Source organism: Kineococcus xinjiangensis (genome assembly GCF_002934625.1).
Classification (GTDB): domain Bacteria; phylum Actinomycetota; class Actinomycetes; order Actinomycetales; family Kineococcaceae; genus Kineococcus_A; species Kineococcus_A xinjiangensis.
On record NZ_PTJD01000007.1, the window covers coordinates 54,373 to 78,529 of the forward strand.

Genomic DNA, 24,157 nt, shown 5'->3' on the forward strand with positions numbered 1-24,157 from the left:
CCCGCTGCTGGCCCGCTCACCGCGCCGCCGGGAGCGCCGCGAGCAGGCGCTCCACGTCCTCCTCGTCGTTGTAGTAGTGCACCGAGGCGCGCACCACGTCGGGCAGGCCGCGGCTGCCGAGGTCGAGGCGTGCGGAGGCGGCGGCGGCGACGCTGGTGTTGACGCCCGCGGCGCTCAGCTCGCCCTGGACCTGCGCGGCGGGGACGCCGTCGACGGTGAACGTCACGATGCCGCAGCGGCGCACGCCCTGGTCGTGGACCGCGGTGCCGGGCCGCTCCAGCAGTCGTGCCCTGAGCCCGGCGGCGAGTTCCTGCACGCGGTCGCGGATGACGTCGAGGCCCCAGCCGAGGGCGTGCTCGACGGCGACCCCGAGGCCGATCCGACCCGCCACGTCGCTCTCCCAGGTCTCGAAGCGCCGGGCGTCGCCGCGGACCACGTACCGGTCGGGGGCGGCGAGTTCCGCGGAGCGCAGGTCCAGGAACGGCGGCTCCACGTGCCGGGTCCGGGGCGAGGCGTAGAGGAACCCCGTTCCCCGCGGGGCACGCAGGAACTTCCGGCCAGTCGCCGCGAGAAAGTCACAGCCGATCTCGGCCACGTCCACCGGCATCTGCCCGACCGACTGGCATGCGTCCAGCAGGAACAGGGTGCCCGCCTCGCGGCAGGCCCTGCCGACGTCGGCGACGGGGTTCACGAGACCACCGCTGGTCGGGACGTGCGTCACCGCCACCAGGGCGACGTCGTCGTCGAGGCGCCGACGCAGGTCCGCCACGTCGAGCTGGCCGTGCTCGTCGTCGTCGACCACCTCGATCCTGACTCCGCTGCGCGCGGCGACCTGCAGGAGGGAGATGACGTTGCTCGCGTACTCCGCCCGGCCGGTGAGGATCCGCTGTCCGCTGCGGAACACCAGGCCGTGGAAGGCCACCTGCCACGCACGGGTGGCGCTGTCGGTGAGGGCGATCTCCTCCGGCGCGCAGCCGAGGAGGCGGGCGATCGCGGTGTAGGTGCGCTCCACGTCGCCCGCGGCCGCCGCGGCGGCCGCATACCCCCCGGTGCGAGCCTCCCGCCGCAGGTGCGCCACCACGGCCTCGGTGACCACCGCGGGCGGCAGCGCCGCCCCGGCGTTGTCCAGGTGCGCGACGTGGGCGCACCCGGGGGTCTCGCGGCGGGCCCGCGCGACGTCGAAGGGGGCGGTCAGGTCCGCTCCTGCGGCACCGCGAGGCTCAGGGCGACGTCCCCGGCGGGGTCGGTCCACCAGTGCGTGAGCTCCAGGCCCGCCGCGGCGAGCTCGGCCTGGACGGTCTCGCGGCGGAACTTCGCCGACACCTCCGTGTGGATCGTCTCCCCGCGCGCGAACCGCACCGTGAGGTCCAGCGCCGGCACCCGCACCTCGACGGCGTCCTGCGCGCGCAGGTGCATCTCGATCCACTCGCGCTCCGCGTCCCAGGTCACGACGTGGTCGAACGCGTCGGGGTCGAAGTCCGCGCCGAGCTCGCGGTTGAGCACGTGCAGCACGTTGCGGTTGAACTCCGCGGTCACCCCGGCGCTGTCGTCGTAGGCGGCGAGGAGGCGCTCCGGGCCCTTCACGAGGTCGGTGCCCAGCAGCAGTGCGTCGTGCGGCCCGAGCGTGGCCGCCACCGCGTGCAGGAACTCCGCGCGGGGTTCCGGCTCGAAGTTGCCGAGGGTGGAGCCGAGGAAGGCGACGAGGCGGCGGCCGCCGGCGGGCAGCACGTCCAGGTGGTGCTCGAAGTCGCCGACCACGGCGTGGACGGCCACGCCGGGGTAGGCCTCCGCGACCGCCGCGCCGGCCGCGGTGAGGGTGGCGGAGTCGACGTCGAACGGCACGAACCGACGCAGGGTCCTCTTGTCACGCAACGCATCCAGCAGCAGCCGCGTCTTCTCGCTCGTGCCGGAGCCGAGCTCGACGAGGGTGTCCGCCCCGGTGAGCTGCGCGACCTCCGCCGCGACGGCCGCCAGCAGTTCGCGCTCGCGGCGGGTCGGGTAGTACTCCGGCAGGCGGGTGATCTCGTCGAAGAGCCGGCCGCCGCGCTCGTCGTAGAACCACTTCGGCGGCAGCCGCTTCGGGGTGGCGGTCAGCCCGGCCAGGGCGTCGGCGCGCAGCGCCCCCGCGAGCGCACCGGCGGGCAGGTGGTTCTCCACCACCACGGACGGTGCGGCGCCGGCATCGGCACCGCCGGGCGCGGGGGTGGGGGGCGTGGGTGGGGTCACGGCAGTTCCAGGGGTTCGAGGGCGACGCCGTCCGGCGTCACGGTGACGAGGACACGGTCGGGGACGTCGCTCCAGCGGGGGTCGTCGTCGTAGGGCTCGCTCGCCAGGACGACGCCCTCGGGGGTGGCGAGCACGCTGAGGGTGTCTCCCCAGGTGGTGGCGAGCAGGCGGTCCCCGTCGGCGAGGAGCACGTTGAGGCGGGCGTCGGGGTCGGCGGCGCCCAGGGTGCGAACCCGGCCCGCGAGGTCCAGCGGGTCCTCCAGCAGCCAGGACGCGAGCACGGCGCTGTCGCACACGGACTCCGCCGCCGGCCACGCCGCGGCGGGCAGGACCGCGCGGTCCACCCGGCCGTTGTGGGACAGCAGCCACCGCCCCCGGGCGAACGGGGCGCACGCCGTCTCGTCCGCGGGCATGCCCTCCGTGGCGCTGCGCACCGCCGCGAGGACGCAGGTGGAGGCGACGTGCGGGGCCACCGAGAGCAGGGACGCCTCGGCCCACAGCGGTCTCGGCGAGCGCCACCGCGCGGGCTCGGCATGGGCCGGGGACCACCATCCGACACCCCAGCCGTCGGCGTTCACGGTGCCGTGGCGCTGCCGCCTGGGCTGCCAGCTCTGGCGCAGCAGCCCGTGCTCCGGTTCCAGCAGCAGCGCGGCCAGCGACCGGGGCGCGCCGAGCCAGGCGAGGTGCCTGCACACCTACGCGTCCCACGCCAGCCGCAGCCCGGAGAAGACCTGCCGCCGGATCGGGTAGTCCCAGTTGCGGAACGAGGGGCGTACCGCGTCCGGGGCGGTGGCCCAGGCCCCACCGCGCAGCACGCGGTACGTGCCGTCGAAGAAGGGTGCGGAGTAGTCGGCGTAGAGCATCTGCCGGAAACCGGGCCACGGGGCGAACACCGAGGACGTCCACTCCCAGACGTCGCCGACCATCTGCTCGACGCCGTACGCCGACGCGCCGGCCGGGTACGCCCCGACGGGCGCCGGCCCGAGGCTCGTGCCGCCGAGGTTCGCCCGCTCCGGCGTCGGTGGCTCCTCGCCCCAGGGCCAGCGGCGGCGGCGGCCCGGCTCCGGGTCCCAGGCGCAGGCCTTCTCCCACTCCACCTCCGTGGGCAGCCGTGCGCCGGCCCAGCGGGCGTAGGCCTCGGCCTCGTGGAAGGAGACGTGCTGCACCGGCTCGTCCGGCGGGACGGCCTCGGTGCGGCCGAAGCGGCGGCGGACCCAGCCGCCGGTGCCGTCCGGTCGCCAGGACATCGGGGCGTGCAGGTCGGTGCGCAGGCGGTGCTCCCACCCCTCGGCAGACCACAGACGCTCGTCCTCGTAGCCGCCGGCCGCGCAGAACTGCGCCCACTCCGCGTTCGTGACGGGCACCCGGCCGATGCGGAACGCAGGGACGTGGACCTCGTGCTGCGGCAGTTCGTTGTCCAGCGCCCACGGTTCCACGGCCGGGTCGGCGCCGAGCCGGAACGGGCCGCCCGGCACGAGCACGGCGTCGCGGGCGACCGGGCGTCCGGGCGGCGTGGGGGACGGGGTGAGCAGCGGCGCACCGGCACGCAGGTTGTGGGTCGCCAGCATCGTCTCGTCGTGCTGGTGCTCGTGCTGGGCCACCATCCCGACGGCGAACAGGGGATCGTCGGCGGGGGAGCGCTCCAGCAGGTCGAGGACGCGGCCGCGGACGTCGGCCAGCGAGCGGCGGGACTCGGCGGGGCTGAGCAGCGGCAGGCTGGGCCGGGTGGCGCGGGGGTGCTCGAACGCGTCGTAGAGGGTGGCGACGCGGGGGTGGAAGACCGGGCAGTAGGAGCCCCGCCCGGTCTGCAGCAGCCAGAACTCCTCCTGCTGGCCGACGTGGGCGAGGTCCCACACCAGCGGGCTCATCAGGCGGGAGTGCTGGGCGAGCAGTTCCGCGTCGTCGAAGGACGTCAGGGCCAGGGTCTGCCGCCGCGCGGACTCCAGGGCGGCCACGGCGGTGTCGGTGTGCGTCGTCATCTCAGCTCCTCCGCCAGCAGGCAGCCCGCGGCGTCGGTGCGGCGGGCCAGGTTCCGGACGAGGTCGGCCGGGGTGCGCCCGGAGTCCAGGAGTTCCGCCCAGCGCTCGACGTCGGGGCGCAGGACCGCCGGCACGGCAGGCAGGGCGGCCGCGACGAGCCCGCGGGCGGCCCTCCCCAGGGCGGGGTCGGAGATGCCGTCGCGGGCGGCCACCCCGTGCCGTTGCGCGACGGGCTCGGCGGCCTCGGCGGCGCGGTCGGCAGCCGCGACGTCGTCGAGGACGGTGGCCACCACCGCTGCGAGGCCCGGCCACCAGGCGGCCGGGACGGTGTCGAGGACGCGCAGCTCCAACCAGCCCCGCAGCCGCACCGGCGGCCAGAGGGTGCTCAGGTGCAGGTCGACGTCCGCCAGGGTCGGGCACCTGCCGTCGAGGAGGTGGCGGCCGCGCACCCAGTCGACCAGGGGCACCGGCGCGTGGACGGGCTGGGGGGCGCCGGTGCGCTCGCTGCGCACGAGCATGACGGGGGCGGCGAGCGCGAACTCCGCCCACGCCGCGGCCGGGTCCCCGTCACGCAGCCACGGGGCGCACCGGCCCGGGTCGAGCCGCTGCCACACGCCCTGACGAGCCGAGCGCATCCCCGTGTCGCGCCCGCCCAGCAGGGGGCTGCAGCCGGCGAGCGCGATCAGGACGGGCAGCAGTCGGTGCAGGTGCGTGAGCCGGTCGCCGAGGCGCCCGGCCGGGCCCGCCTCGACGTTGAGCTGCAGCGCGGCCGTCGAGCACATCATGGCGGCGCCGTCCCGGCCGTGGCCGACGGCGCGGAAGTAGCTCTCCATCGCGGCGTACCGGGCTCCCGGGTTGATCCGCACCGGTGCGCGGACGGGGTCGGCGCCCACCGAGAGCAGCGCCAGGCCGGCCTCGGCCAGGGCCGCGTCGACCACCGCGGCGTCGCGGCGCAGGACCTCCACGGCGGCGGCCACGCCGGAGGCCGGCGGGGTGGACAGCTCCACCTGCCCGCCCGGCTCCAGCGTGACGCTGGAGCCGGCGGGTGGCTGCAGGCCCGTGAGGGCGCCCGTGAGGCGTCGCCAGTCCACCGGGCGCAACGGCTCGGCCACGTCGACGACGTGCCGCTCCAGCTCCAGCCCCACCACACCCGTGCGGCCCGGGCGCAGCGCCCGTGAGGCGAGGTGCCGGCGGACGGCCTCGGTGTCCGGTGGCTGCCCGGTCGGGGCAGCCGCGGGGTGCGAGGGGAGCAGCGGCATGAGCCCCTTCCAGGTCCGGGCCGGCTGCCGGGGCAGCCGCGGGTCGGCGTGGGGCCGGTGAGCCAGCCTCGGGACGAGGTTGCCACGGGCACCGGGGGGCGGCAACCGTGGCGCTCGGCCCGTCCCGCGGCGCTCTCCCCGTGCGTGGCGGTGCCCCCGGGGGCGGGGACTACGGCGTCACCTGCCCCGCGGAGGACGTCCCCCCGCCGCGTGGCAGGTGGATGCCGGCGAGCATGCAGCGCACCGACCCGCCGGCCAGCTCCAGCACGGGGATGTCCAGGGGCAGCAGCTGCACGTGCTGCTCCAGGTGGGCCAGGGTGCGCGGGCGGAGGGCTCGCCGGGCGGTCGCGGAGAGGGCCAGCAGCGGTTCGGTGCCGGCCAGTTCCAGGCAGTTCCCGCCGAAGGAGCGGATCTCCGTCCGGTCGAGGAGGACGACCTCCCGCCCGCCGTCCGCCAGGCTGCGCAGCAGGGCGCGGCGCTGGTCCGGGTCCGGGAGGAGGTCGGCACCGACGACGGCCGCGGTCGCCCCCACGGCCATCAGCACGTTGGTGTGGTAGATCGGCCGGCCGCGGTCGTAGGCGTCGAAGGCGAACGGCCGGTAGCCGACCTCGTCGCAGAACCGGCGCAGGAGGCGCTCGTCCGTGCGGCGGGAGCGGCAGACGTAGGCGACGCGGTGGACGTGGTCGAGCACCATCGCGCCGGTGCCCTCGAGCGCGCGGCCCGGGGGCACGTCCGCCGCCAGGTCGACGACCCGCGTGACGCCGTAGTGCGCGCACAGCGCGTCGAGCACGTCCTGGCGCCGCTCGCGCCGGCGGTTCGCTGCGTGCATCGGGTACACGACCACGGTGCCGTCGTGGTGCGTCGTGAACCAGTTGTTGCAGAAGACGCTGTCCGGTCGGTCCGCCGCGAGGTCCTCGAAGAGGTGCACGCGCACTCCGTGGCGCTCCAGTGCTGCGGCCGCGGCGGTGACCTCCGCGTGGGCGGCCGCCGCGACGTCGTCCAGGCTGGGAACCGGTGCCTGGAACCCGTTGTCCTGCGCGGTGAGCGGATTGGGGCGGAAGTGGTGGGGGCGGACCATGACGACCGCCCGAGGTCGCTGCAGGTCACCGGCCGACGCCTCGCCCGCCCGGGTGGGCGGTGGAGCGGTCCGCGCCCCGGTCATGCGACGGGGGCGGGGGCGCCGAGAATCCCGAAGAGGTCCTTGGGGTCCTCGGGGTCGGTGAGCAGGTCGAGCGTCTCCGAGTAGCGCGTCCCGCGCACGGCGTCGCGGACGAAGCGCAGGGCGGTGAAGTCCTCGAGGGCGAAGCCGACGGAGTCGAAGACGGTGATCTGCTCGGCGGCGGTGCGGCCGGGGCGCAGGCCGCGGATCACCTCGTGCAGTTCGGTCACGGGGAAGTCGGCGGGTTTCTGCTGGATCTCCCCCTCGATGCGTGTCTGCGGGGTGTGCTCGACGACGACGACGGTGGCGGCGTCGAGGATGCGCGGGTCGAGTTCCGTCTTGCCCGGGCAGTCGCCGCCGATGGCGTTGACGTGGACGCCGGGGCGCACGTCGCCGAGGTGCAGGACGGTGGCGTTCGCCTTGTCGGCGGTGCACGTGGTGATCACATCGGCGCCGTCGACCGCAGCGGAGGCGGTGGCGCACACCTCGACCTCGAACCCGAGCGGGGTCAGGTTGCGCTGCAGCTTGGCCGTGGCGCGGGGGTCCACGTCGACCACCCGCAGGCGGTCGATGCCGAGCTGCGAGCGCATGCCGAGGGCCTGGAACTCGGCCTGGGACCCGGCCCCGATCATCGCCATGGTCCGGCAGCCGGGGGCAGCCAGCCACCTCGCCGCCAGTGCGGAGGTCGCGGCCGTGCGCAGCGCGGTGAGCAGCGTCATCTCGGCGAGGAAGGTCGGGTAGCCGGAGTAGACGTCGGCCAGGACACCGAACGCGGTGACGGTCTGCAGTCCGCGCTGGGGGTTCTCGGGGTGCCCGTTGACGTACTTGAAGGCGTACTGCTCGCCGTCGCTGGCGGGCATCAGCTCGATGACGCCGTCGCTGGAGTGGGTGGCCAGTCGCGGCACGAGGTCGAAGGCCGGCCAGCGCCGGAAGTCGACCTCGAGGGCCTCGACCAGGTCGGCGACGATCCGTGCCGGGCCGGCGTCCCGCGCCCAGGCGGCCATGTTCGTGACACTCGTGAACTGCACTGCGTCCGTCCTCGGGGTGGTCGGTGCGGGGCGCCGGGGCTGCGGTGGTGGCCCTGCGCTGTTCAGGACGCTAGGCGCGGTGCGCGAGCGGTCACAAGCGGCGTTCTGCGCAACATCTGTGCTGTTCCTGGGCACCCTGCCCAACTGATGTTTACGATGTGCTCGATGGCCCTCCTGGACGACCTCGACCGCCGGATCCTGGCGCTGCTGCGGGTGGACGCGCGAACCCCGGCGGCGTCGATCGCGCGGCAGCTGGGGGTGACCCGGGCGACGGTGACCAAGCGCATCGACCGGATGCTGGCGACGGGGGTCGTGCTGGGCTTCACGACGCGCGTGCGCGAGGACGTGGCTGACGACATCCGGGCGATCACCATGATCGAGATCAACGGGCGGTCCGCGGACCAGGTCATCCGCCGCCTGCGCGGGCTCCCCGAGATCGTCGCCCTGCACACCACGAACGGCGCCTGGGACCTGGTCGCCGAGATCCGCGTCGCCTCGCTCGCGGAGTTCAACGAGGTCCTGTCGAGCATCCGCTCCACCGAGGGCGTGGAGAACTCCGAGAGCAGCCTCCTGCTCTCCTCGGCGCTCGGCTAGGGTCCGCGCAGGGAGGGGCGGCTGGCGGCCGGCTCGGCGGGCTGCGGCTGTTCGACGCCCAGCTGCACGGCGCCGTTCCGGCAGATGCGGGGGACCGGTACGCGGCGGGCATCATCCTCACCCCTTCGGGCGGGCTCGGCCACGCCGGGTCCTGAGCCGGCTACCTCACCACGTTCACCGTCTCGCCTGACCGGCGCATGGCGGTCGCGGTGTCCTGCAACGGCGGCGACGGAGCGGAGCGCGAACTCCGCGAGCTGACGCAGGGACTTCTCGCCGAGTGGACGTGAGGCCCTCCTCGCGGGCGGGGCGAACGGCAACGGCCCGACCGGGCGAGGCGGGGAGCTCCCGCCCCACCCGGTCCCGTCCCTCGCCTCAGCGGACCACGCGGAACGTCGCGTCGGCGCGGGCCACGCTCGTGCTCACCGTGTCGAGCCTCAGCTCGAAGCCGAAGTGCCGGAGGTAGCGGTCGGGGTAGTTGTAGGAGCGGAACGACGCCGCCGAGCCGTCCGCGAGGCCCGGGACCTCCGTGAAGGTGGCGTCCGAGCCGAACACCGAGGTGCCGTCGTCCCGGGCGAGCACGAGGTCGAAGCCGTAGTGGCGCAGGTAGTGCCCGGGGAAGTTGACCGACTCCAGGGACACGGTCCCCGAGGCGCCGGCGAGGCCGGGCACGAGCCTGAACTGCGAGTCCTGCAGCGGGGAGACGCCCGCGTCGAGGCGGACGTCGAAGTCCAGGTGGCGGACGTAGCGGTCGGGGTAGTTGTGGGACTGCAGGCGGATCGCGGGGCGCGCCGTGCCCCAGCGGGCCAGGACGCGTGCCTCCTCGGCCGCCGTCAGGTTGAGGACGGAGCCGTGTCGCTTCGTGGAGGTGCCCATCGAGTACTCCGACGAGGAACGGGTGCGGAAGTTGCGGGTGCTGCCCAGGTCGGTCGACGTCAGCGGCATGTAGCCCCGCTTGGACGCGTACTGGTCGACCCACAGGTTCCACTCGGTGCGCCCGTTGAGCTTCTGCCACATCGGCCCCTCGACGACGTTGCCGCCGGTCGCGCCGTTGGAGATGCCGAGGTGGGAGAGGTCGCCGATCCGCGTCCAGGTGCCGAGGAGCGAGTTGCTGCCCTCGACGGTGATCTGGCCGTCGGCCGAGGCGCGGTAGTAGCGGTGGCCGCCCACGCTGCCGGGGACCTCGATGATCTGGGTGTCGATGATCCCCTGCGGGCGGTCGATGTAGAGCTGCGGGGTCGTGAACGTGCGGAAGTCGCGGGTGCGCACCGAGTAGACGCGGTGGTGCCGGACGCCGTTGAGGGTGGCGTTGGTCGCCCAGTAGACGAGGTAGTCGCCCGTGCTGGGGTCGTGGATCGCCTCGGGGGCCCAGGCGTCCCCGGCTCCCGGGATGTCCTTGGCCACGTCCATCAGCCGCGGGGCGCTCCAGGTGACCAGGTCGGTGGACTCCCAGACCACGAGGGCCGTGCTGCCGCGCTCGGTGGCGTCCGACCAGACGGTTCCGCTGGCGATGCGCAGGTCGGTGGCGATGATCCAGTACTTGTCGCCCGTGGGGGAGCGCACGAGGGCAGGGTCGCGGACCCCGCGGGTGCCGACGGTGGACAGCAGCACCGGCGCGCCGCCGTTGAGGTCGGTCCACCGCATGCCGTCGGAGCTGTGCGCGAAGTAGATCTGCTCGCCGTTGCCCGTGTCCCCGGTGAAGTGGGCGAGCAGGTACCCCGTGAAGGGGTCGAGCGCGGCGGCCCGCTCCGCGGTCGTGGCGATGAGGGCGGCGAGGGCGAGGCAGATCGCCGCGAGCGTGCTGGCGACTCTGCGCAGGGCGGTGGGCATGGTTCGTCCTCCTCGGTGAGGAACGTGGGGCAGCGCCGTCCGGAATCCCCGGACGCGCGTTCTTCTGGTGGCGGCAGCAGTCGGCGGACCACCCTGTAACCGGTCACAGGCGGCGCGTGAGAGGTTAACCCGTCCGCGGGGCGCCGTCGAGGTCGAGGCCGACCGGGCTCGCGCGCCCCGGCGGGTGCGGCTGACGCGCGTAGCACCGGGCGGGGGTGGCAGGCAAGCGCTTGCCAACGGCCCCCGACACCTCCTACCGTCGGCGCAACGGGAGGGCCGCGGGCACTTGAATCGTTCCAGGACGAGGCCGCGCACAGAGGGCCCGCCCTCGGACGAAGGATTCGACGATGAAGCTTCTTCCTCGTGCAGCGACGGGCCGCGCGCTCGTGTGCGGCGGCGTGAGCGCCGCGCTCCTGCTGAGCATGGCCACCAGCTCCGCGGCGGTGGCGAGCGCGCCGACCGGAGCCCGGGCGGGTACCGCGGCGGGCGGCTCCGGCGGCGGGGTCCTGCTGGAGTGGCTCGACCGCGGGCTCGTCGCGGCCGCCACCGACCGCGGGGTCTTCCTCTCGTGGCGACTGCTCGCCACCGAGGTCACCGGGGCGACCGCCGACGGCATGACCGGGCCGGACTTCCGCGTCTACCGCGACGGCAGCCTGGTCGCCACGGTCACCGACAGCACCAACTGGCTCGACCCCGCGGGCGCGCCGTCGTCGCGCTACCGCGTCGTGCCCGTCGTCGACGGCCGCGAGAGCGGCCCCAGCGGCGAGACGACGCCGTGGCGCGGGGCGTCCCTCGACGTCGCGCTGCAGAAGCCCGCCGACGGGGTCACCCCGGCTGGGGAGGCCTACACCTACTCCGCCAACGACGTCAGCGCGGCCGACGTCGACGGGGACGGGCAGCTGGAGCTCGTCGTGAAGTGGGACCCGTCCAACTCCAAGGACGTCTCGCAGCGCGGCTACACCGGCACCGTCTACCTGGACACCTACGAGCTCGACGGAACGCTGCTCGCGCGCATCGACCTCGGCGTGAACATCCGCGCCGGCGCGCACTACGCCCAGCCCCTCGTGCAGGACTTCGACGGCGACGGCCGCGCCGAGCTCATGGTCAAGACCGCACCCGGGACGAAGAGCACCCGCTACGTCGACGGCAGGGCCGCGACGACCGCCCCCATCACCCTGCTGCCGGAGGACGTCGCGGCGGGCGTCAGCCACTCCGACGACTACCGGCTCAGCGCACCGCAGTACCGCGACCACCTCGCCGGGATGCTGCAGGGCTGGCACGCCCACCCGGAGGTCGTCGCCGGGAACTGGCCCGCCACGGTCGAGCAGGCCCTCGGCATGGAGCCGAAGTACGCCTACCCGCTGTCGGAGGCCGACGCCGGCGCGCTGGCCGACCACTTCATCGACGTCTACGCCCCCGGCCGCTCCAGCCGCAACGAGCTGCGCAAGTTCGAGGGCTTCGTCCTCAGCGGGCCGGAGTACCTGACCGTCTTCGACGCCGGCACCGGCCGCGAGCTGCAGACCGTCGCCTACGAACCCGGCCGCGGCGACGACGGACTCATGTGGGGCGACTACGCGATGGGCCGCATCGAGCCCGGCAACCGCGTCGACCGCTTCCTCTCAGGGGTCGCCTACCTCGACGGCCAGCGCCCCTCGGCGGTGTTCGCCCGCGGCTACTACACGCGCACCACCCTCGCCGCCTACGACTGGGACGGCGAGCGCCTCTCGAAGCGCTGGTTCGTCGACAGCGGGCACGCGCCCCTGACCAACCCGTTCAACGACAGCCCGCACGGGCGCGACGGCACCGATCCCGTCTACGGAACGCTGACGACGCAGGGCTTCCACTCCCTGAGCGCCTCCGACGTGGACGGCGACGGCAAGCACGAGATCGTCTACGGCGGCGCGACCATCGACCACGACGGCGGCCTGCTGTACTCCTCCTTCGACACGATGCCGCCGCAGTCCGCGATGCCCGGCGAGCAGGCGCGGCTCGGGCACGGCGACGCCATGCACGTCACCGACATCGACCCCGACCGTCCGGGGCTGGAGATCTTCTCCGTCCACGAGGGCGGTCGCTGGGCGCCGTTCGGCAACGTCCTGCGCGACGCCGCGACCGGCGAGACGATCTTCGGCAGCTACTCGGGCCGCGACACCGGCCGCGGCATGATCGGTGACGTGGAGGCCGGTACCCGCGGCATCGAGGTGTGGGCGTCGATGCCGGGCGGCAGCGACGGCTCCGGGCTGCTCAGCGCGAAGGGCACCCAGCTCAGCACGTCGACGCCCGGCACCAACATGTCCATCCGCTGGGCCGCCGACGGCACCACCCAGATCGTCGAGGGCTCCCGCAGCGAGACCCCGGTCATCCGCGACTGGAAGCGTGGCGTCCTGCTCACCGCCACGGGGACCCTCACCAACAACCACACGAAGGGGAACCCGTCCCTCGTCGCCGACATCCTCGGCGACTGGCGCGAGGAGCTGGTCGTGCGCACGGCCGACAGCTCGGCGCTGCGGATCCACCTCAGCACCGAGGTGACCGACCGGAAGATGTACACGCTCCTCCACGACCCGCAGTACCGCGCCGAGGTCACCCGGCAGCAGACCTCGTACAACCAGCCGGCCTACCCCGGCTTCTACCTCGCCTCCGACACCGACTTCCGCGACGTGCCGGTGCCGGACCTGGTCGCCCCCACGGCGCAGGTGCTGGCGAGCCGGCTCGCCGAGCTGATCGCCGCGGGCAGGGTCAGCGGCCCGCTGGCCAACACCCTGCGCGCCCACGCCGACAACGCCCAGCGGCACCTGGAGCGGGGCCGCACGGAGCAGGGGCTGCGCGAGCTCGAGCGGTTCCTCGGGCAGCTCGACCAGCCTCCGGGGCAGGGCCGCATCGACGGCTACGCCCAGCAGGTCCTGCGCCACACCGCCACCTCCGCGGCGGCCGCGCTGCGCTGATCGCGCCCCAACGCGCCCGCCCCGTCGGCGCAGGCACCGGCCGCCGCATCGACGCGATGCGGCGGCCGGTGCGCGTCGTGCCCGGTGCGCGTCCTGCCCGGTGCGCGTCGTGCCCGGTGCGCGTCGTGCCCGGTGCGCGTCGTGCCCGGTGCGCGTCGTGCCCGGTGCGCGTCGTGCCCGGCTGCCACCGTTCGGGCGAGGTTCCCGCCGACGCGCCCCTGCCGCGTCCCCGCCCTCACTACCCTCGGACGCGGGCCGGGGGACCTCCGGCCGTCACGTCCACGCGCCGTCCGCCCGGTCCGGCCGCGTCCCCGGCCCGACGGAGGGGCACGCATGCTCGGTGAGCGGATCCGCATCCCTCGGGTGCGGCGTCCGTCGACCCCGGCGGAGGCGCCCGCGGCGGCCGTCCCCGCGCCCCGCGGGCCCTCCGCGCGCCTGGGGTGGGCGGCCCTGGTGCTGGCCGTCACCGGGGCGCTCGGGTTCGGGGCGAGCTGCTACCTCGCCCTGGCCGGGGTGCCGCTCGTCGCCGTCAACCCCCTGGGTCCCTTCTTCAAGTGGGCCGCGGTGGCCGGTGCGGCCGCGCTCCTCGTCTTCCTCGCCCTGGTGGTGGCGCTCGTCTCCGCGGTGCGCACCCGCCGCTCCGTGGTGCCGTTCCTCGCCCTGCTCACGGCGCTGGTGCTGCCCGGGCTCACGGGATGGATCGGGATCAGCGCCGGCCTGGACGTCCTGTCGGCCACCCTGAGTCGTCAGGTCGGCGAACGCGGCGGCGTCTTCCTGCAGGAGGAGGTCGGCGGTTTCGTCGCGGCCGAGGCGGAGCGCCTGCTCGCCGAGCAGCTGGCGGGCGCGGGCTCCTGAGGTCGGGACCGGTGGCGGCCCTCAGCCCCGCGGCGCGGAGTGCAGCCCCAGCGCCCTGCGCAGCAGGTCGTGGCGCCAGACCGTGCGCAGCAGGAAGAACCAGAGCACCGTGGCGGCGGTGACGACGGGAGCCTCGAACCCGCCGGGGGTGTGCAGCCCGAAGTAGCGGGCCAGCGCGGGCGTCTGCAGGACCACGACGAACGTGGCGAAGAGCACCAGCACCAGCACGGCGGGACGCCTGTCGGGGCTGACGGGCGCCCAGCCGCGGAAGAAGCGTGCCGGCGGCTCCAGGAAGAGCACGAGGAGCAGGCCGGTGACGGAGGTGAACATCGACAGGCTGGTCTGCGCGACGGCGGTGGCTGCCAGCTCCACGAACCGCGGATCCGCGCTGGCGACGCCGGTGAACTCCTCGAAGTCGGCGATCGCCTGGGGTGGCAGGACCCCGCCTTCGCCCAGGGCGCGGCTGAGCAGGGTGTGGAGCGCGGCGTAGATCGCGATGGCGAAGCCGCCGGTGACCACGGCCGCCGGCACCACGAACCGCGCGAGGTCGCCGAGCAGGTGCGGGTCGCAGCGCTGCGGGCGTGCCCACGCGGTGAGGAACAGGGTCGGGATGCCGACGGTGAAGATGGTCAGGGACCCCTGGGCGGGCTCGTACGGGAACCCCAGGCCCAGGACCGCGACGCCGAGGATGACGCCCGCCGAGGTCGCCACCCGGGTGAGGAACAGCTTCATGGCGGGCGAGACCCCGCCGATGATGCGCTGTCCCTCGTGGTGGGCGACGGGCAGGGCGGCGAAGGAGTCCTCCAGCAGCACGATGTCCGCGGCGTCGCGGGCGCCGGTGCCGCCGCTCTGGACGGCGACGCCGACGTGGGCCAGGGTCAGGGCGGGGACGTCCCCGTCGCCGCCGCCGACCATCGCGACGTAGCGCCCGGCGCGCACGAGGGAGTCGACGACCTGCTCGGCCAGCCGGGCGTCGGCGCCGGCCAGGTGGGCGTGCCCGCGCACGATCCGGTCCAGGTCCTCCGCGCCCAGCCCCTCCAGCTCGCCGGCCACCAGCACGTCCGCCGCCGGCAGGCCGAGTTCGTGTGCGGCGGCGCGGACGTGCTCCGCGTCGCGCTCGTCGAGCAACCGCACCTCGATGCCCCGCTCGCGCAGGTCCGCCAGGGCCTGCGCCGCGCCGGGGCGCAGCCGGCCGTCGTCGTCGGCCAGGCCGCCGCCCAGTCGCGCGCAGAGGACGTCGACGTTGCTGAGGGACTCCACGGCGTTGACGCGCTGCACGAGCGCGCCGCGGCGGGCGATGCCGGCGGCGCCGACGGCGTAGGCGAGGGTGACGAGGAGGAAGAGGCCGTACGGGATGAGCCCGGACAGCACGGCGCTGATCTGCGCCATCCGCACGGCGGGCAGCCCCTCCAACGCCGCCTGCCCCAGGATGGCGGTGCTCATGAGTGCGACCGCGAGGACGACGGCGCGGATGACGACGTCGATCTGGTGCTGCAGGGGCGTGCGGGCGGAGCGCCGGGCAGGCCCGGTGCCCACGGGCCCGGTCGTCGCCGGGGGCCGCGGCTGCACGCCGGGATCGGCGGAGCGCCGGCGCAGGGCGTCGAGCCGGTGCTTGGCGCGCATCTCCTGCGCGGCGCTGATGAGCGCGTTGAGCAGGCCGAGGCCGGCGCTGACGACCGCGTCGCCGGTGCGCCCCAGTGCGAGCAGCGCGATGCCGATGGCGAAGAGGACCACGGTGAAGAAGGTCAGGAGGTTGGCGCGCAGGATCTGCGCGTAGGTGCGTCCGCCGTCCGGCACCCCGCCAACCTAAGCGGGCGCCGGAGCGCGCCGCATCAGCGCGGCGGCCCGCCCCCGGCGGCGTGCGGGCCGGTCTCGTCGAGGATGAGCACCGTCTGGGTGGAGCGGATCTCCGGGATGTCCTGCAACCGGCTCAGGACCAGGTCCCGCAGGGCGGCGGCGTCGCGGGTGCGGACCAGCAGGACGATGTCGTGCTCCCCGGAGACCAGGGCGGCGTGGTCGACCTCGGGGATGTCGAGGACCTGGCGGCGCACCGCCTTCCACGACTGCTGCGCGATCGTCAGGTAGACGTAGGCGGACAGGCCGTGCCCGTAGCGCTGCGGGTCGACGAGCGCGCTGAAGCCGGTGATGACGCCCTCCCGCTGCAGGCGCTCGACCCGGCTGTAGGCGTTGGCGCGGGAGACGTGCACGGCCGCGGCGAGGGCGCGCATCGACAGGCGCCCGTCCGCCCGCAGGGCCGCCACGATGCGCCGGTCCACCGCGTCGAGCGGAGCCGTTCGTCCACCGCTACCCGGCTCCGCCGGCTCCTCTGGATCCACGGCACCGGACCGTAGCGCTTGGTGGGGCCGTTCGTCTCGATCGCACCGGCCCTGATGGACGCATGGCCCGGAGCGGGCGGACAATCTGCGCCAACAGCCCAATGGAGGGATGCCGCCGTGGCCATGCCCGCTACCGCCGTGTCGGACCGGATCGCCGAACTGCTGCCTCCCGGCGGCTTCCCCCTCGGCCTCATCGACGCCGACGGACAGCCCACCGACGCCGGGGGCGTCCTGAACCCGCCGCCGCCGGAGGCGCTGCTGGAGCTGCACCGGCGCATGGTCGTCGGCCGCCGCTTCGACACGCAGGCCACCGCGCTCGCGCGCCAGGGCCGCCTCGCCGTCTACCCCTCCTCGCGCGGCCAGGAGGCGTGTCAGATCGGCGTCGCGCTGGCGCTGCGGGAGCAGGACTGGCTCTTCCCCACCTACCGGGACTCCGTGGCCGTCCTGACCCGCGGCGTGGGCGGGGTCGAGGTCCTGTCGATGATGCGGGGAGAGTGGCACTGCGGCTACGACCCCTACGAGCACCGGGTGGCGCCGCAGTGCACGCCGCTCGCCACCAACGCGCTGCACGCGGTCGGCCTCGCACACGCCGCACGCCTCAAGGGCGAGGACACCGTCGCCCTCGTGCTGCTCGGCGACGGCGCCACCAGCGAGGGCGACACCCACGAGGCGCTGAACTTCGCCGGGGTCTGGAACGCGCCCGTCGTCTTCCTGGTGCAGAACAACGGCTACGCCATCAGCGTGCCGCTGTCGAAGCAGACGGCCGCGCCGGCCCTGGCCTGCAAGGGCGTCGGATACGGCGTGCCCTCCCTCCTCGTGGACGGCAACGACGCCGCCGCGGTCTTCGCTGCCGTGCGCTGTGCGGTCGAGCGCGCCACCGCAGGCGGTGGGCCGACGTTCATCGAGGCGCTGACCTACCGCGTCGACGCGCACACCAGCGCCGACGACCCCACCCGCTACCGCGACGACGCCGAGGTGCAGGCGTGGCTGACGCGCGACCCGCTGGCCCGGCTGGAGAAGCACCTGCGCGCAACCGGGCTGCTGGACGACGAACGTGCCCGGGCGGTGCAGGAGGAGGCCGAGCAGGTGGCCGCCGAGGCCCGCGAGGGACTCTCCGCCGAGGTCGAGGTGGACCCGGCGGCGCTCTTCGAGCACGTCTACGCCGAGCCGACGGAGAACCTGCTGGAGCAGCGGGCGCGACTGCTGGACGAACTGGCGGAGGAGGAGCAGTCGTGACCGCGACCCTGGAACCCCGCACCGCGGGCACCCGGCCCGGCACCGAACCGGGTCCGGCGGGCACCGCCGCGGCGCCCCGGCCGGTGACGATGGCCGGGGCGCTCAACACCGCGCTCGCGGACGCCCTGGCGGCCGACCCGCGCGTGGTCGTCTTCGGCGAGGACGTCGGCACCCTGGGCGGTGTCTTCCGCGTGACCGACGGCCTGGCCGCGCGCTTCGGGGCCGAGCGCGTCTTCGACACGCCGCTGGCGGAGTCGGCGATCATCGGCACCGCCATCGGGATGGCGATGAACGGGCTCGTCCCCGTGGTGGAGATGCAGTTCGACGCCTTCGCGTACCCGGCGTTCGAGCAGATCACCAGCCACCTGGCGAAGATGCGCAACCGCACCCGCGGCCGCGTCGCCCTGCCGGTGGTCGTGCGCGTCCCCTACGGCGGCGGCATCGGCGGGGTGGAGCACCACTGCGACTCCTCCGAGGCGTACTACGCGCACACGCCGGGGCTGCGGGTCGTCACTCCCGCCACGCCCGCCGACGCCTACCGCCTGCTGCGCCAGTCCATCGAGTGCCCCGACCCGGTCGTGTTCCTGGAGCCGAAGCGGCGCTACTGGGCGAAGGAGACCGCGCCGCTGACGGCCGACGGCCCGGCGATCGACCGTGCGGTGGTGCGCCGCAGTGGCACCGACGTCACCGTCGTCACCTACGGCGGAACCGTCGGCACCGCCCTGGAGGCGGCGGAGGCGGCCGCCGGGGAGGGCTGGGACGTGGAGGTCGTCGACCTGCGCAGCCTCGCCCCCTTCGACGACGCGACCGTCGCGGAATCGGTGCGCCGCACCGGGCGGGCGCTCGTCGTGCACGAGGCGCAGGGTTTCGCCGGCTACGGCGCGGAGGTCGCCGCCCGCCTCACGGAGCGCTGCTTCCACCACCTCGAGGCGCCGATCCTGCGCGTCACCGGCCTCGACGTGCCGTACCCGCCGCCGAAGCTGGAGCAGCACCACCTGCCCACCGTCGACCGCATCCTCGACGCGATCGACCGGCTGCAGTGGGACGACGAGCCCGAGCGGTTCGAGGGGACGGGGGAGGGTCGTGCCTGACTTCCTGCTGCCCGACCTCGGCGAGGGACTGGAGGACGCGGAGGTGCTGCGCTGGCTCGTCGCCGTGGGCGACGAGGTGGCGGTCGACCAGCCCGTCGTCGAGGTGGAGACCGCCAAGGCCGCCGTGGAGGTGCCGATTCCCTACGCGGGCGTCGTCTCCGCCCTGCACGCGCAGCCCGGCCAGGTGCTCGCCGTCGGGGCGCCGCTCATCAGCGTCGGCGCCGAGGCCGCGACCGCGGCTCCCGGCCTGCGCGAGCCGGGCGTGGCCGTGCCGTCGCCCGCCACCGCTCCCGCCGCGGCGGCGCCCGGGGACGGGGCGGAGGCCGAGGCCGACTCCAGCGGCAGCGTGCTCATCGGCTACGGCACCAGCACCGCACCGCGGCGCGCCCGCCGCGGTGCCCGGCGCCGGCCACCGGTGGCGGCGCCGCCCACCGCGCCGGGCCGCACGCCGGCCCTCGACCGCGCGCCCGAGCGCGCCGCCGAGCGCGGCCGCAGCGTTCCCGTCATCTCGCCGCTGGTGCGCAAGCTGGCCCGGGACGCGGGTCTGGACCTCAACCGCGTCCACGGCAGCGGGCCCGCCGGGCTCGTGCGCCGGCGCGACGTCGAGCTCGCGCTCTCGGAGGTCGCCACGTCCCCGCAGCCGCAGCCCGCCCGGCCCGGGGGCACGCCGGCCCCGGCGGAGCAGGCGCCGGCCCCGGCGGCGCGGGCGGGGGAGCAGCGCATCCCCCTGCGCGGCCTGCGCAAGCGGGTGGCGGAGGCCACCAGCCGTTCCCGCCGGGAGATCCCCGAGGCCACCGTCTGGGTCGACGTCGACGCGACGGCGCTGCTGGCGGCGCGGGCGGCGCTGACGGCCCGCGACCCGGAGGACCCCGTCAGCCTGCTGGCGCTGCTGGCGCGGTTCTGCGTCCTCGGCCTGCAGCGCTACCCGGAGCTGAACTCGCGCGTGGAGGGGGACGAGATCGTCCTGCCCGGGCACGTGAACCTCGGGTTCGCCGCGCAGACGGAACGAGGGCTCGTGGTCCCCGTCGTGCACGGCGCCGAGCGGTTGCCGGCCCGGCGGCTCTCCGCGGCGCTGGCGGAGCGGACGGCCGCCGCCCGCGCCGGGACACTGGGCCCCGCCGAGCTGACCGGGGGCACCTTCACCCTCAACAACTACGGCTCGTTCGGGGTCGACGGCTCCGCGGCCATCATCAACCACCCCGAGGTCGCCATCCTGGGCGTCGGGCGCATCATCGACAGGCCGTGGGTCGTCGACGGGCAGCTGGCGGTGCGCCGGGTCGGTCAGCTGTGCCTGGCGTTCGACCACCGCGTCTGCGACGGGGGCGTCGCCGGCGGGTTCCTGCGCTACGTCGCCGACTGCGTGGAGAACCCCGTCGTGGCGCTCGGGGAGGCGTAGGACCCCGTCCGCGAGGACGCGGCCCGGTCCGGCACCGCCGGGCGGGGCCGCTGCGCGCCCGGCCGCCCGCCGTACTGTCACGGAACTGTCATGGCGGCGCCGGCGGTCCGGCCGCGGCTGGCGCGGCGGCCGAAGTCGTTGCGGGGCAACTTCTTCGTGGCAGCGGACCGAGGTGGTACAGGTGGTTCGCGTCCGGTGGCGCGCGGGGGCCGCCCCGGTAGCGTCGGCTGCACCGGACCCGGTGTTCGGCGTTCCCTCGCGCAGGGTTCGCGGGCCCGGCGCCGGGTGCGTGACCGTGCCGACGACGAGAGGGCCCCAGTGCGCATGTCCCAGATCACCTCCTTCGACGGGACGCGGCTGGCCGTGCAGTCGCGGGGCCCGGAGGCCGCTCCCGTCGTGGTGCTGGTCCACGGCCTCGGCCTGTCGGCGGACTCCTGGCGCCGCGTCGCCGGACCGCTCTCGGGCGGGCACCGGGTCGTCGCCTACGACCTGCGCGGGCACGGACGCAGCGCGCCTGCGAGCGGTGGCGACTACTCGATGCGGGCGCACGCGCTCGACCTCGACGCGGTGCTGCGCGAGGTCGTGCCGGAGGGGCGGGACGCCGTGCTCGTGGGCAACAGCCTCGGCGGTGGCGTCATCGTCGCCCGGGCCCACCACTGCGGCACCCGCGGGATGGCGGGCGTCGTGTTCGCCGGCTCCGGCGCCTCCGGGGTCACCGTGCCCGGCCTGCCAGCCCGGCGGCTGCCTGACCGCGTCGAGGCGGCGGTGCGGACCGCGTGGCTGAAGGCGCTCCTGCTCGTGGCGAGGGCCGGGCGTCACCTGCGACCGGTGGAGAGCGTCTCCGACCGCATCGTGCGACGGTGCGCCTTCACCTCCCACGCCCCGCGCGACCTCGTGGCCGAGGTGCGCGACGACTTCCTCCGCACCCGGCCCCAGGCCCTCGCCGGGACGACGCTGGCGAGCGTGAGCCACGACGGTCGGCGGATGGCGCCCGATCTCGCGGTGCCCGCGCTCGTGCTGCACGGCAGTCGCGATCCGGAGGTGCCCCGCCGTGAGGTGCGGGAACTGCTGGCCGACCTCCCGGACGCGGAGTTCGTGACGCTGCGGGGGGAGGGGCACATGCTGCCCCTGACCGACCCGCACGTCGTCGAATCGCACGTCGAACGGTGGGTGGCCCGCGTGCAGCCGGGCCGGGCCACCGCATGAGGGGATCCCGAGGATCGGTTCCAGAGGTGGGCCGACGAAGCGAACGGAGGGCGTGAGGATGGATTCGACGCAGGGCAGTGGTGCACGGCGGGCCGGGCGCTGGATCCTGGACCTGGCCCTGCTGGGGGCCCTCGCCAGTGCCGTGGTCATGGCCCTGGCGGGCCGCTGGGAGGAGACGGTCCGGTTCGTCCTGGTGACGGCCGCGATCGGCGCGGCGCGCGGCGCCGAGGTGCCGGCGCCCTTCGGGGCGGCGTTCTCCGTCTTCATCCTGCTGGCGATGTGGGCGTCGGCGCAGCACTGGTACCGGGAACTGCCGCAGTTCGACGCGCTCGTGCACTTCCTGACCCCGGGCAGCGTCGCGGCGGTGGCGTACTTCGTGCTGGTGCAGATGCGACTGCTCCCCGACGGCCGCGAGTTCCCCGAAGGGCTGCGCGGGTGGGCCCCGGTGGCGTGGGTGACCGGTGTGGGGGTCACGGTCGCGGTGGTGTGGGAGTTCTACGAGTGGATCGTCGAGCAGATCGCGCCGCAGGGGATGATCGTCGGCTACACGGACACGGTCGTGGACCTCTTCGCCGGCATGCTCGGATCGCTGGTCGCCGGTGCGCTCGTGCTGCGGTGGAGCCGGAACCACGCGCGGGAACGCACGCTCAGCCGAGTCTGACCGTCCGCGCAGGGGCCCCGCTGCCACCCGACGGCGGGGCCCCTGCGCGTCGTGCCGTCCCGGGTCCCGGCGGCTCTTGCGCCGGACGCGCCGCGCCACCTACCGTATTCGACAACGTATACGATCCGGAGTCGACGGCGTCCCAGGAGATCGAGTGAGCACCGACGCGGCAGTGCCCCCCACGACCGGCCGGGCCCCGGAGGTGCTGGCGGACGCGGTGACGACCGCGACCGGCCGCCGCCCGGGCAAGGTCGTCGCCGTGCACCTGAACTACCCCTCCCGCGCGGCGCAGCGCGGGCGCACCCCCGCAGCCGCCTCCTACTTCCTCAAGCCGTCCTCGTCGCTGACCGGCGGCGGGGACGTGGTGCGCCCCGCCGGCGTGGAACTGCTCGGCTTCGAGGGGGAGATCGCGCTGGTCATCGGCCGCGCAGCGCGGCCCGCGGACCGGATCGGGGCGGCGCAGGGCTGGGACCACGTCGGCTGGGTGACCGCCGCGAACGACCTGGGGCTCTACGACTTCCGGGCCGCCGACAAGGGCTCGAACGTGCGCTCCAAGGGCGGCGACGGCATGACGCCGCTCGGTCCGGTGCTGCTGCCGGCCGCCGACCTCGACCCCGCCGCGCTGCGGGTGCGCACCTGGCTCGACGGGGAGCTCGTCCAGGACGACACGACCGGGGCGCTGCTGTTCGGCTTCGGGCACCTCGTCGCGGACCTCGCCCGGCTGCTGACCCTGGAGGAGGGTGACGTCATCCTCACCGGCACCCCGGCCGGCGCCTCGGTGGCCGAGCCCGGGCAGGTCGTCGAGGTCGAGGTCTCCGACCTGGCGGGCGCGGCCACCACCGGGCGCCTGCGCACCCGAGTGGTCGACGGGCCCGCCCCGGTGGACGTCGGCACGCCCCCGCGCGTCGACGACGCCGTGCGGGCCGACGCCTGGGGAACGCCCGAGCCGGACCCCGCCCGGGGGCTCGACGAGGAGCTGCGCGCGCGGCTGGGGAACGTGGCCGTCGCCACGCTGTCCGTCCAGCTGCGCAAGCGCGGTTACCACGACGTCAGCATCGACGGCGTGCGGCCACTGACGCCCGGGACGCGCCTGGTCGGCACCGCCCGCACGCTGCGGTACGTGCCCTTCCGCCCGGACCTGTTCCAGGACAGGGGCGCGGGGTTCACCCCGCAGAAGCAGGCGGTCGACGCCGTCGGTCCCGGCGAGGTCCTCGTCATGGACGCCCGCCGCGACCCGACCGCCGGGACCCTCGGTGACATCCTCGCCCTGCGCGCCAAGGTGCGCGGTGCCGCCGGGGTCATCACCGACGGCGCGGTCCGCGACTCGGCCGCCGTCGCCGCCACCGGGCTGCCCGTGCTCGCCGCCGGCGTCCACCCCGCGGTGCTGGGCCGGCGCCACGTGCCGTGGGAGACGGACGTGACGATCGCCTGCGGCGGGGCCACGGTGCAGGTCGGCGACGTGGTCGTGGCCGACGACGACGGCGCCCTCGTCATCCCGCCCGCACTGGTGGAGGACGTCCTCGCGGACGCCGAGCGCCAGGAGGCCGAGGAGCGCTGGATCGCCGCCCGGGTCGCGGAGGGCGAGGCCGTCGACGGGCTGTACCCGCTGAGCGGGGCGTGGCGGGAGCGCTACGACGCCGAGGCCGGGGGAGCGCGTGAGCCCGGCGCCTGAGGCGGGTGCGGCCGTCTCCAAGGTCGACCTGGCCCATGGGCTGATCCGCTCCCGCATCGTCTCGGGGGAGTACACCCCCGGCTACCGCCTCGTCCTGGGCCTGCTGGGGAAGGAGCTGGGCATCAGCTCCGTGCCCGTGCGCGAGGCCGTGCGCCGGCTGGAGGCCGAGGGCCTCGTGCAGGTCGAGCGCAACGTCGGCGCCACCGTCCGCGGCCTGGACCCGGTGGAGTACCGCTGGACCATGGAGACCCTCGCCGTCGTCGAGGGCGCCGCGGTGGCGCAGGCGCTGCCCTTCCTCGACGCCGCGGTGCTCGCCGAGGCCCGCCGGCTCAACGAGCTCATGCGCGCCGAGCTGGACGACCTGGACCCCCAGCGCTTCACCGCGCTCAACCAGCGCTTCCACCGCCTGCTCGCCTCCCCCTGCCCCAACCCCCACCTCCTCGAACTGGTCGACCGCGGCTGGGGCCGGCTCGCCCTGCTGCGCGCCAGCGTCTTCTCCCTGGTCCCGCAGCGCACGGCGCGGTCCGTCGCCGAGCACGACGCGCTGCTGGACCTCATCGCCTCCGGCGCCGCGCCCGAGGACGTCGAGCGCGCCGCCAGGGCCCACCGCTCCGCCACCCTGCGCGCCGTGCTCGACCACGAGCACGCCTGACACCGCGCACCCCGCCCCGACCCCGCACCGCCCGA

Annotated in this window: 20 protein-coding genes; 10 read left to right on the forward strand and 10 right to left on the reverse strand. The window is 75.2% G+C overall.

Going from position 1 to position 24,157, the window contains the following annotated elements; all coding sequences use genetic code 11:
* Nucleotides 1-16: 16 nt before the first annotated feature.
* From CLV92_RS10975 to CLV92_RS11005, 7 genes are all read right to left on the reverse strand, one after another.
* Nucleotides 17-1,195, reverse strand: coding sequence for an aminotransferase class V-fold PLP-dependent enzyme (locus CLV92_RS10975; protein ID WP_104433039.1), 1,179 nt, complete (start codon nt 1,193-1,195; stop codon nt 17-19).
* Complete coding sequence (gene egtD / locus CLV92_RS10980; RefSeq protein WP_211291072.1) at nt 1,192-2,163, reverse strand: L-histidine N(alpha)-methyltransferase; 972 nt, start codon at nt 2,161-2,163, stop codon at nt 1,192-1,194. The genes CLV92_RS10975 and egtD overlap by 4 nt, the downstream gene beginning before the upstream one ends.
* A gap of 59 nt (nt 2,164-2,222) precedes the next feature.
* Nucleotides 2,223-2,921 carry an ergothioneine biosynthesis protein EgtC gene (gene egtC / locus CLV92_RS10985; RefSeq protein WP_104432881.1) on the reverse strand — a complete coding sequence of 233 codons (699 nt, stop codon included), beginning with the start codon at nt 2,919-2,921 and terminating at the stop codon, nt 2,223-2,225.
* On the reverse strand, nt 2,922-4,205 hold the full coding sequence (gene egtB, locus CLV92_RS10990; protein WP_104432882.1) for an ergothioneine biosynthesis protein EgtB: 1,284 nt from the start codon (nt 4,203-4,205) through the stop codon (nt 2,922-2,924).
* The gene (locus CLV92_RS10995; RefSeq protein ID WP_104432883.1) at nt 4,202-5,464 is read right to left on the reverse strand and encodes a glutamate-cysteine ligase family protein; all 1,263 of its coding nucleotides are present in this window, start codon (nt 5,462-5,464) and stop codon (nt 4,202-4,204) included. The genes egtB and CLV92_RS10995 overlap by 4 nt, the downstream gene beginning before the upstream one ends.
* Nucleotides 5,465-5,633: 169 nt before the next feature.
* Nucleotides 5,634-6,626, reverse strand: a complete 993-nt coding sequence (gene ctlX, locus CLV92_RS11000) for a citrulline utilization hydrolase CtlX (RefSeq protein ID WP_104432884.1) — start codon at nt 6,624-6,626, stop codon at nt 5,634-5,636.
* A complete protein-coding gene (locus CLV92_RS11005) occupies nt 6,623-7,651 on the reverse strand; it encodes an ornithine cyclodeaminase (RefSeq protein WP_104432885.1) in 1,029 nt (342 codons plus the stop codon). Before CLV92_RS11005 ends, ctlX begins: the two co-directional genes overlap by 4 nt.
* A 165-nt stretch (nt 7,652-7,816) precedes the next feature.
* Here CLV92_RS11005 and CLV92_RS11010 point away from each other — a divergent pair, with 165 nt between their 5' ends.
* Nucleotides 7,817-8,245 (forward strand): Lrp/AsnC family transcriptional regulator, encoded by a 429-nt coding sequence (locus tag CLV92_RS11010; protein ID WP_104432886.1) that lies wholly within the window; start codon nt 7,817-7,819, stop codon nt 8,243-8,245.
* Between the two features lie 372 nt (nt 8,246-8,617).
* Here the strand turns inward: CLV92_RS11010 and CLV92_RS11015 are convergent, their stop codons facing one another.
* Nucleotides 8,618-10,072, reverse strand: coding sequence for a glycoside hydrolase family 43 protein (locus tag CLV92_RS11015; protein ID WP_104432887.1), 1,455 nt, complete (start codon nt 10,070-10,072; stop codon nt 8,618-8,620).
* Between the two features lie 347 nt (nt 10,073-10,419).
* Here CLV92_RS11015 and CLV92_RS11020 point away from each other — a divergent pair, with 347 nt between their 5' ends.
* Nucleotides 10,420-13,017 (forward strand): rhamnogalacturonan lyase, encoded by a 2,598-nt coding sequence (locus tag CLV92_RS11020; protein WP_211291050.1) that lies wholly within the window; start codon nt 10,420-10,422, stop codon nt 13,015-13,017.
* Nucleotides 13,018-13,350: 333 nt separating this feature from the next.
* The gene (locus tag CLV92_RS11025) at nt 13,351-13,872 is read left to right on the forward strand and encodes a hypothetical protein (protein ID WP_104432888.1); all 522 of its coding nucleotides are present in this window, start codon (nt 13,351-13,353) and stop codon (nt 13,870-13,872) included.
* A gap of 21 nt (nt 13,873-13,893) precedes the next feature.
* Here the strand turns inward: CLV92_RS11025 and CLV92_RS11030 are convergent, their stop codons facing one another.
* Together CLV92_RS11030 and CLV92_RS11035 are read right to left on the reverse strand one after the other, a co-directional pair.
* Complete coding sequence (locus CLV92_RS11030; RefSeq protein ID WP_104432889.1) at nt 13,894-15,669, reverse strand: HAD family hydrolase; 1,776 nt, start codon at nt 15,667-15,669, stop codon at nt 13,894-13,896.
* A 35-nt stretch (nt 15,670-15,704) separates the two neighbouring features.
* On the reverse strand, nt 15,705-16,208 hold the full coding sequence (locus CLV92_RS11035; RefSeq protein WP_211291051.1) for an Lrp/AsnC family transcriptional regulator: 504 nt from the start codon (nt 16,206-16,208) through the stop codon (nt 15,705-15,707).
* Nucleotides 16,209-16,331: 123 nt separating this feature from the next.
* On the opposite strand from CLV92_RS11035, the gene pdhA reads away from it, so the two are divergent.
* The 7 genes from pdhA (at nt 16,332) to CLV92_RS11070 (ending at nt 24,122) form a co-directional block, all read left to right on the forward strand.
* Nucleotides 16,332-17,444, forward strand: coding sequence for a pyruvate dehydrogenase (acetyl-transferring) E1 component subunit alpha (gene pdhA, locus CLV92_RS11040; protein ID WP_104433040.1), 1,113 nt, complete (start codon nt 16,332-16,334; stop codon nt 17,442-17,444).
* Between the two features lie 89 nt (nt 17,445-17,533).
* Complete coding sequence (locus CLV92_RS11045) at nt 17,534-18,535, forward strand: transketolase C-terminal domain-containing protein (protein WP_104433041.1); 1,002 nt, start codon at nt 17,534-17,536, stop codon at nt 18,533-18,535.
* A complete protein-coding gene (locus tag CLV92_RS11050; RefSeq protein ID WP_104432890.1) occupies nt 18,528-19,931 on the forward strand; it encodes a dihydrolipoamide acetyltransferase family protein in 1,404 nt (467 codons plus the stop codon). Before CLV92_RS11045 ends, CLV92_RS11050 begins: the two co-directional genes overlap by 8 nt.
* 324 nt (nt 19,932-20,255) lie before the next feature.
* The gene (locus CLV92_RS11055) at nt 20,256-21,137 is read left to right on the forward strand and encodes an alpha/beta fold hydrolase (protein ID WP_158257205.1); all 882 of its coding nucleotides are present in this window, start codon (nt 20,256-20,258) and stop codon (nt 21,135-21,137) included.
* 58 nt (nt 21,138-21,195) lie between these two features.
* Nucleotides 21,196-21,798, forward strand: a complete 603-nt coding sequence (locus CLV92_RS11060; RefSeq protein ID WP_104432892.1) for a DUF2238 domain-containing protein — start codon at nt 21,196-21,198, stop codon at nt 21,796-21,798.
* Nucleotides 21,799-22,000: 202 nt separating this feature from the next.
* On the forward strand, nt 22,001-23,470 hold the full coding sequence (locus CLV92_RS11065; RefSeq protein ID WP_425433574.1) for a fumarylacetoacetate hydrolase family protein: 1,470 nt from the start codon (nt 22,001-22,003) through the stop codon (nt 23,468-23,470).
* Entirely contained in the window at nt 23,454-24,122 is a 669-nt protein-coding gene (locus CLV92_RS11070; RefSeq protein ID WP_104432893.1) for a GntR family transcriptional regulator, read from the forward strand. The genes CLV92_RS11065 and CLV92_RS11070 overlap by 17 nt, the downstream gene beginning before the upstream one ends.
* Nucleotides 24,123-24,157 lie beyond the last annotated feature (35 nt).

Excerpts from the sequence above, each read along its gene's own strand:
- CLV92_RS11045 (WP_104433041.1), top strand. The coding sequence starts at position 17,534 with ATGGCCGGGGCGCTCAACACCGCGCTCGCGGACGCCCTGGCGGCCGAC.
- CLV92_RS11020 (WP_211291050.1), top strand. The coding sequence starts at position 10,420 with ATGAAGCTTCTTCCTCGTGCAGCGACGGGCCGCGCGCTCGTGTGCGGC.
- egtB (WP_104432882.1), bottom strand. The coding sequence starts at position 4,205 with ATGACGACGCACACCGACACCGCCGTGGCCGCCCTGGAGTCCGCGCGG.
- CLV92_RS11015 (WP_104432887.1), bottom strand. The coding sequence starts at position 10,072 with ATGCCCACCGCCCTGCGCAGAGTCGCCAGCACGCTCGCGGCGATCTGC.
- CLV92_RS11060 (WP_104432892.1), top strand. The coding sequence starts at position 21,196 with ATGGATTCGACGCAGGGCAGTGGTGCACGGCGGGCCGGGCGCTGGATC.
- CLV92_RS11055 (WP_158257205.1), top strand. The coding sequence starts at position 20,256 with ATGTCCCAGATCACCTCCTTCGACGGGACGCGGCTGGCCGTGCAGTCG.
- pdhA (WP_104433040.1), top strand. The coding sequence starts at position 16,332 with ATGCCCGCTACCGCCGTGTCGGACCGGATCGCCGAACTGCTGCCTCCC.
- CLV92_RS11025 (WP_104432888.1), top strand. The coding sequence starts at position 13,351 with ATGCTCGGTGAGCGGATCCGCATCCCTCGGGTGCGGCGTCCGTCGACC.
- ctlX (WP_104432884.1), bottom strand. The coding sequence starts at position 6,626 with ATGACCGGGGCGCGGACCGCTCCACCGCCCACCCGGGCGGGCGAGGCG.
- CLV92_RS10995 (WP_104432883.1), bottom strand. The coding sequence starts at position 5,464 with ATGCCGCTGCTCCCCTCGCACCCCGCGGCTGCCCCGACCGGGCAGCCA.
- CLV92_RS11010 (WP_104432886.1), top strand. The coding sequence starts at position 7,817 with ATGGCCCTCCTGGACGACCTCGACCGCCGGATCCTGGCGCTGCTGCGG.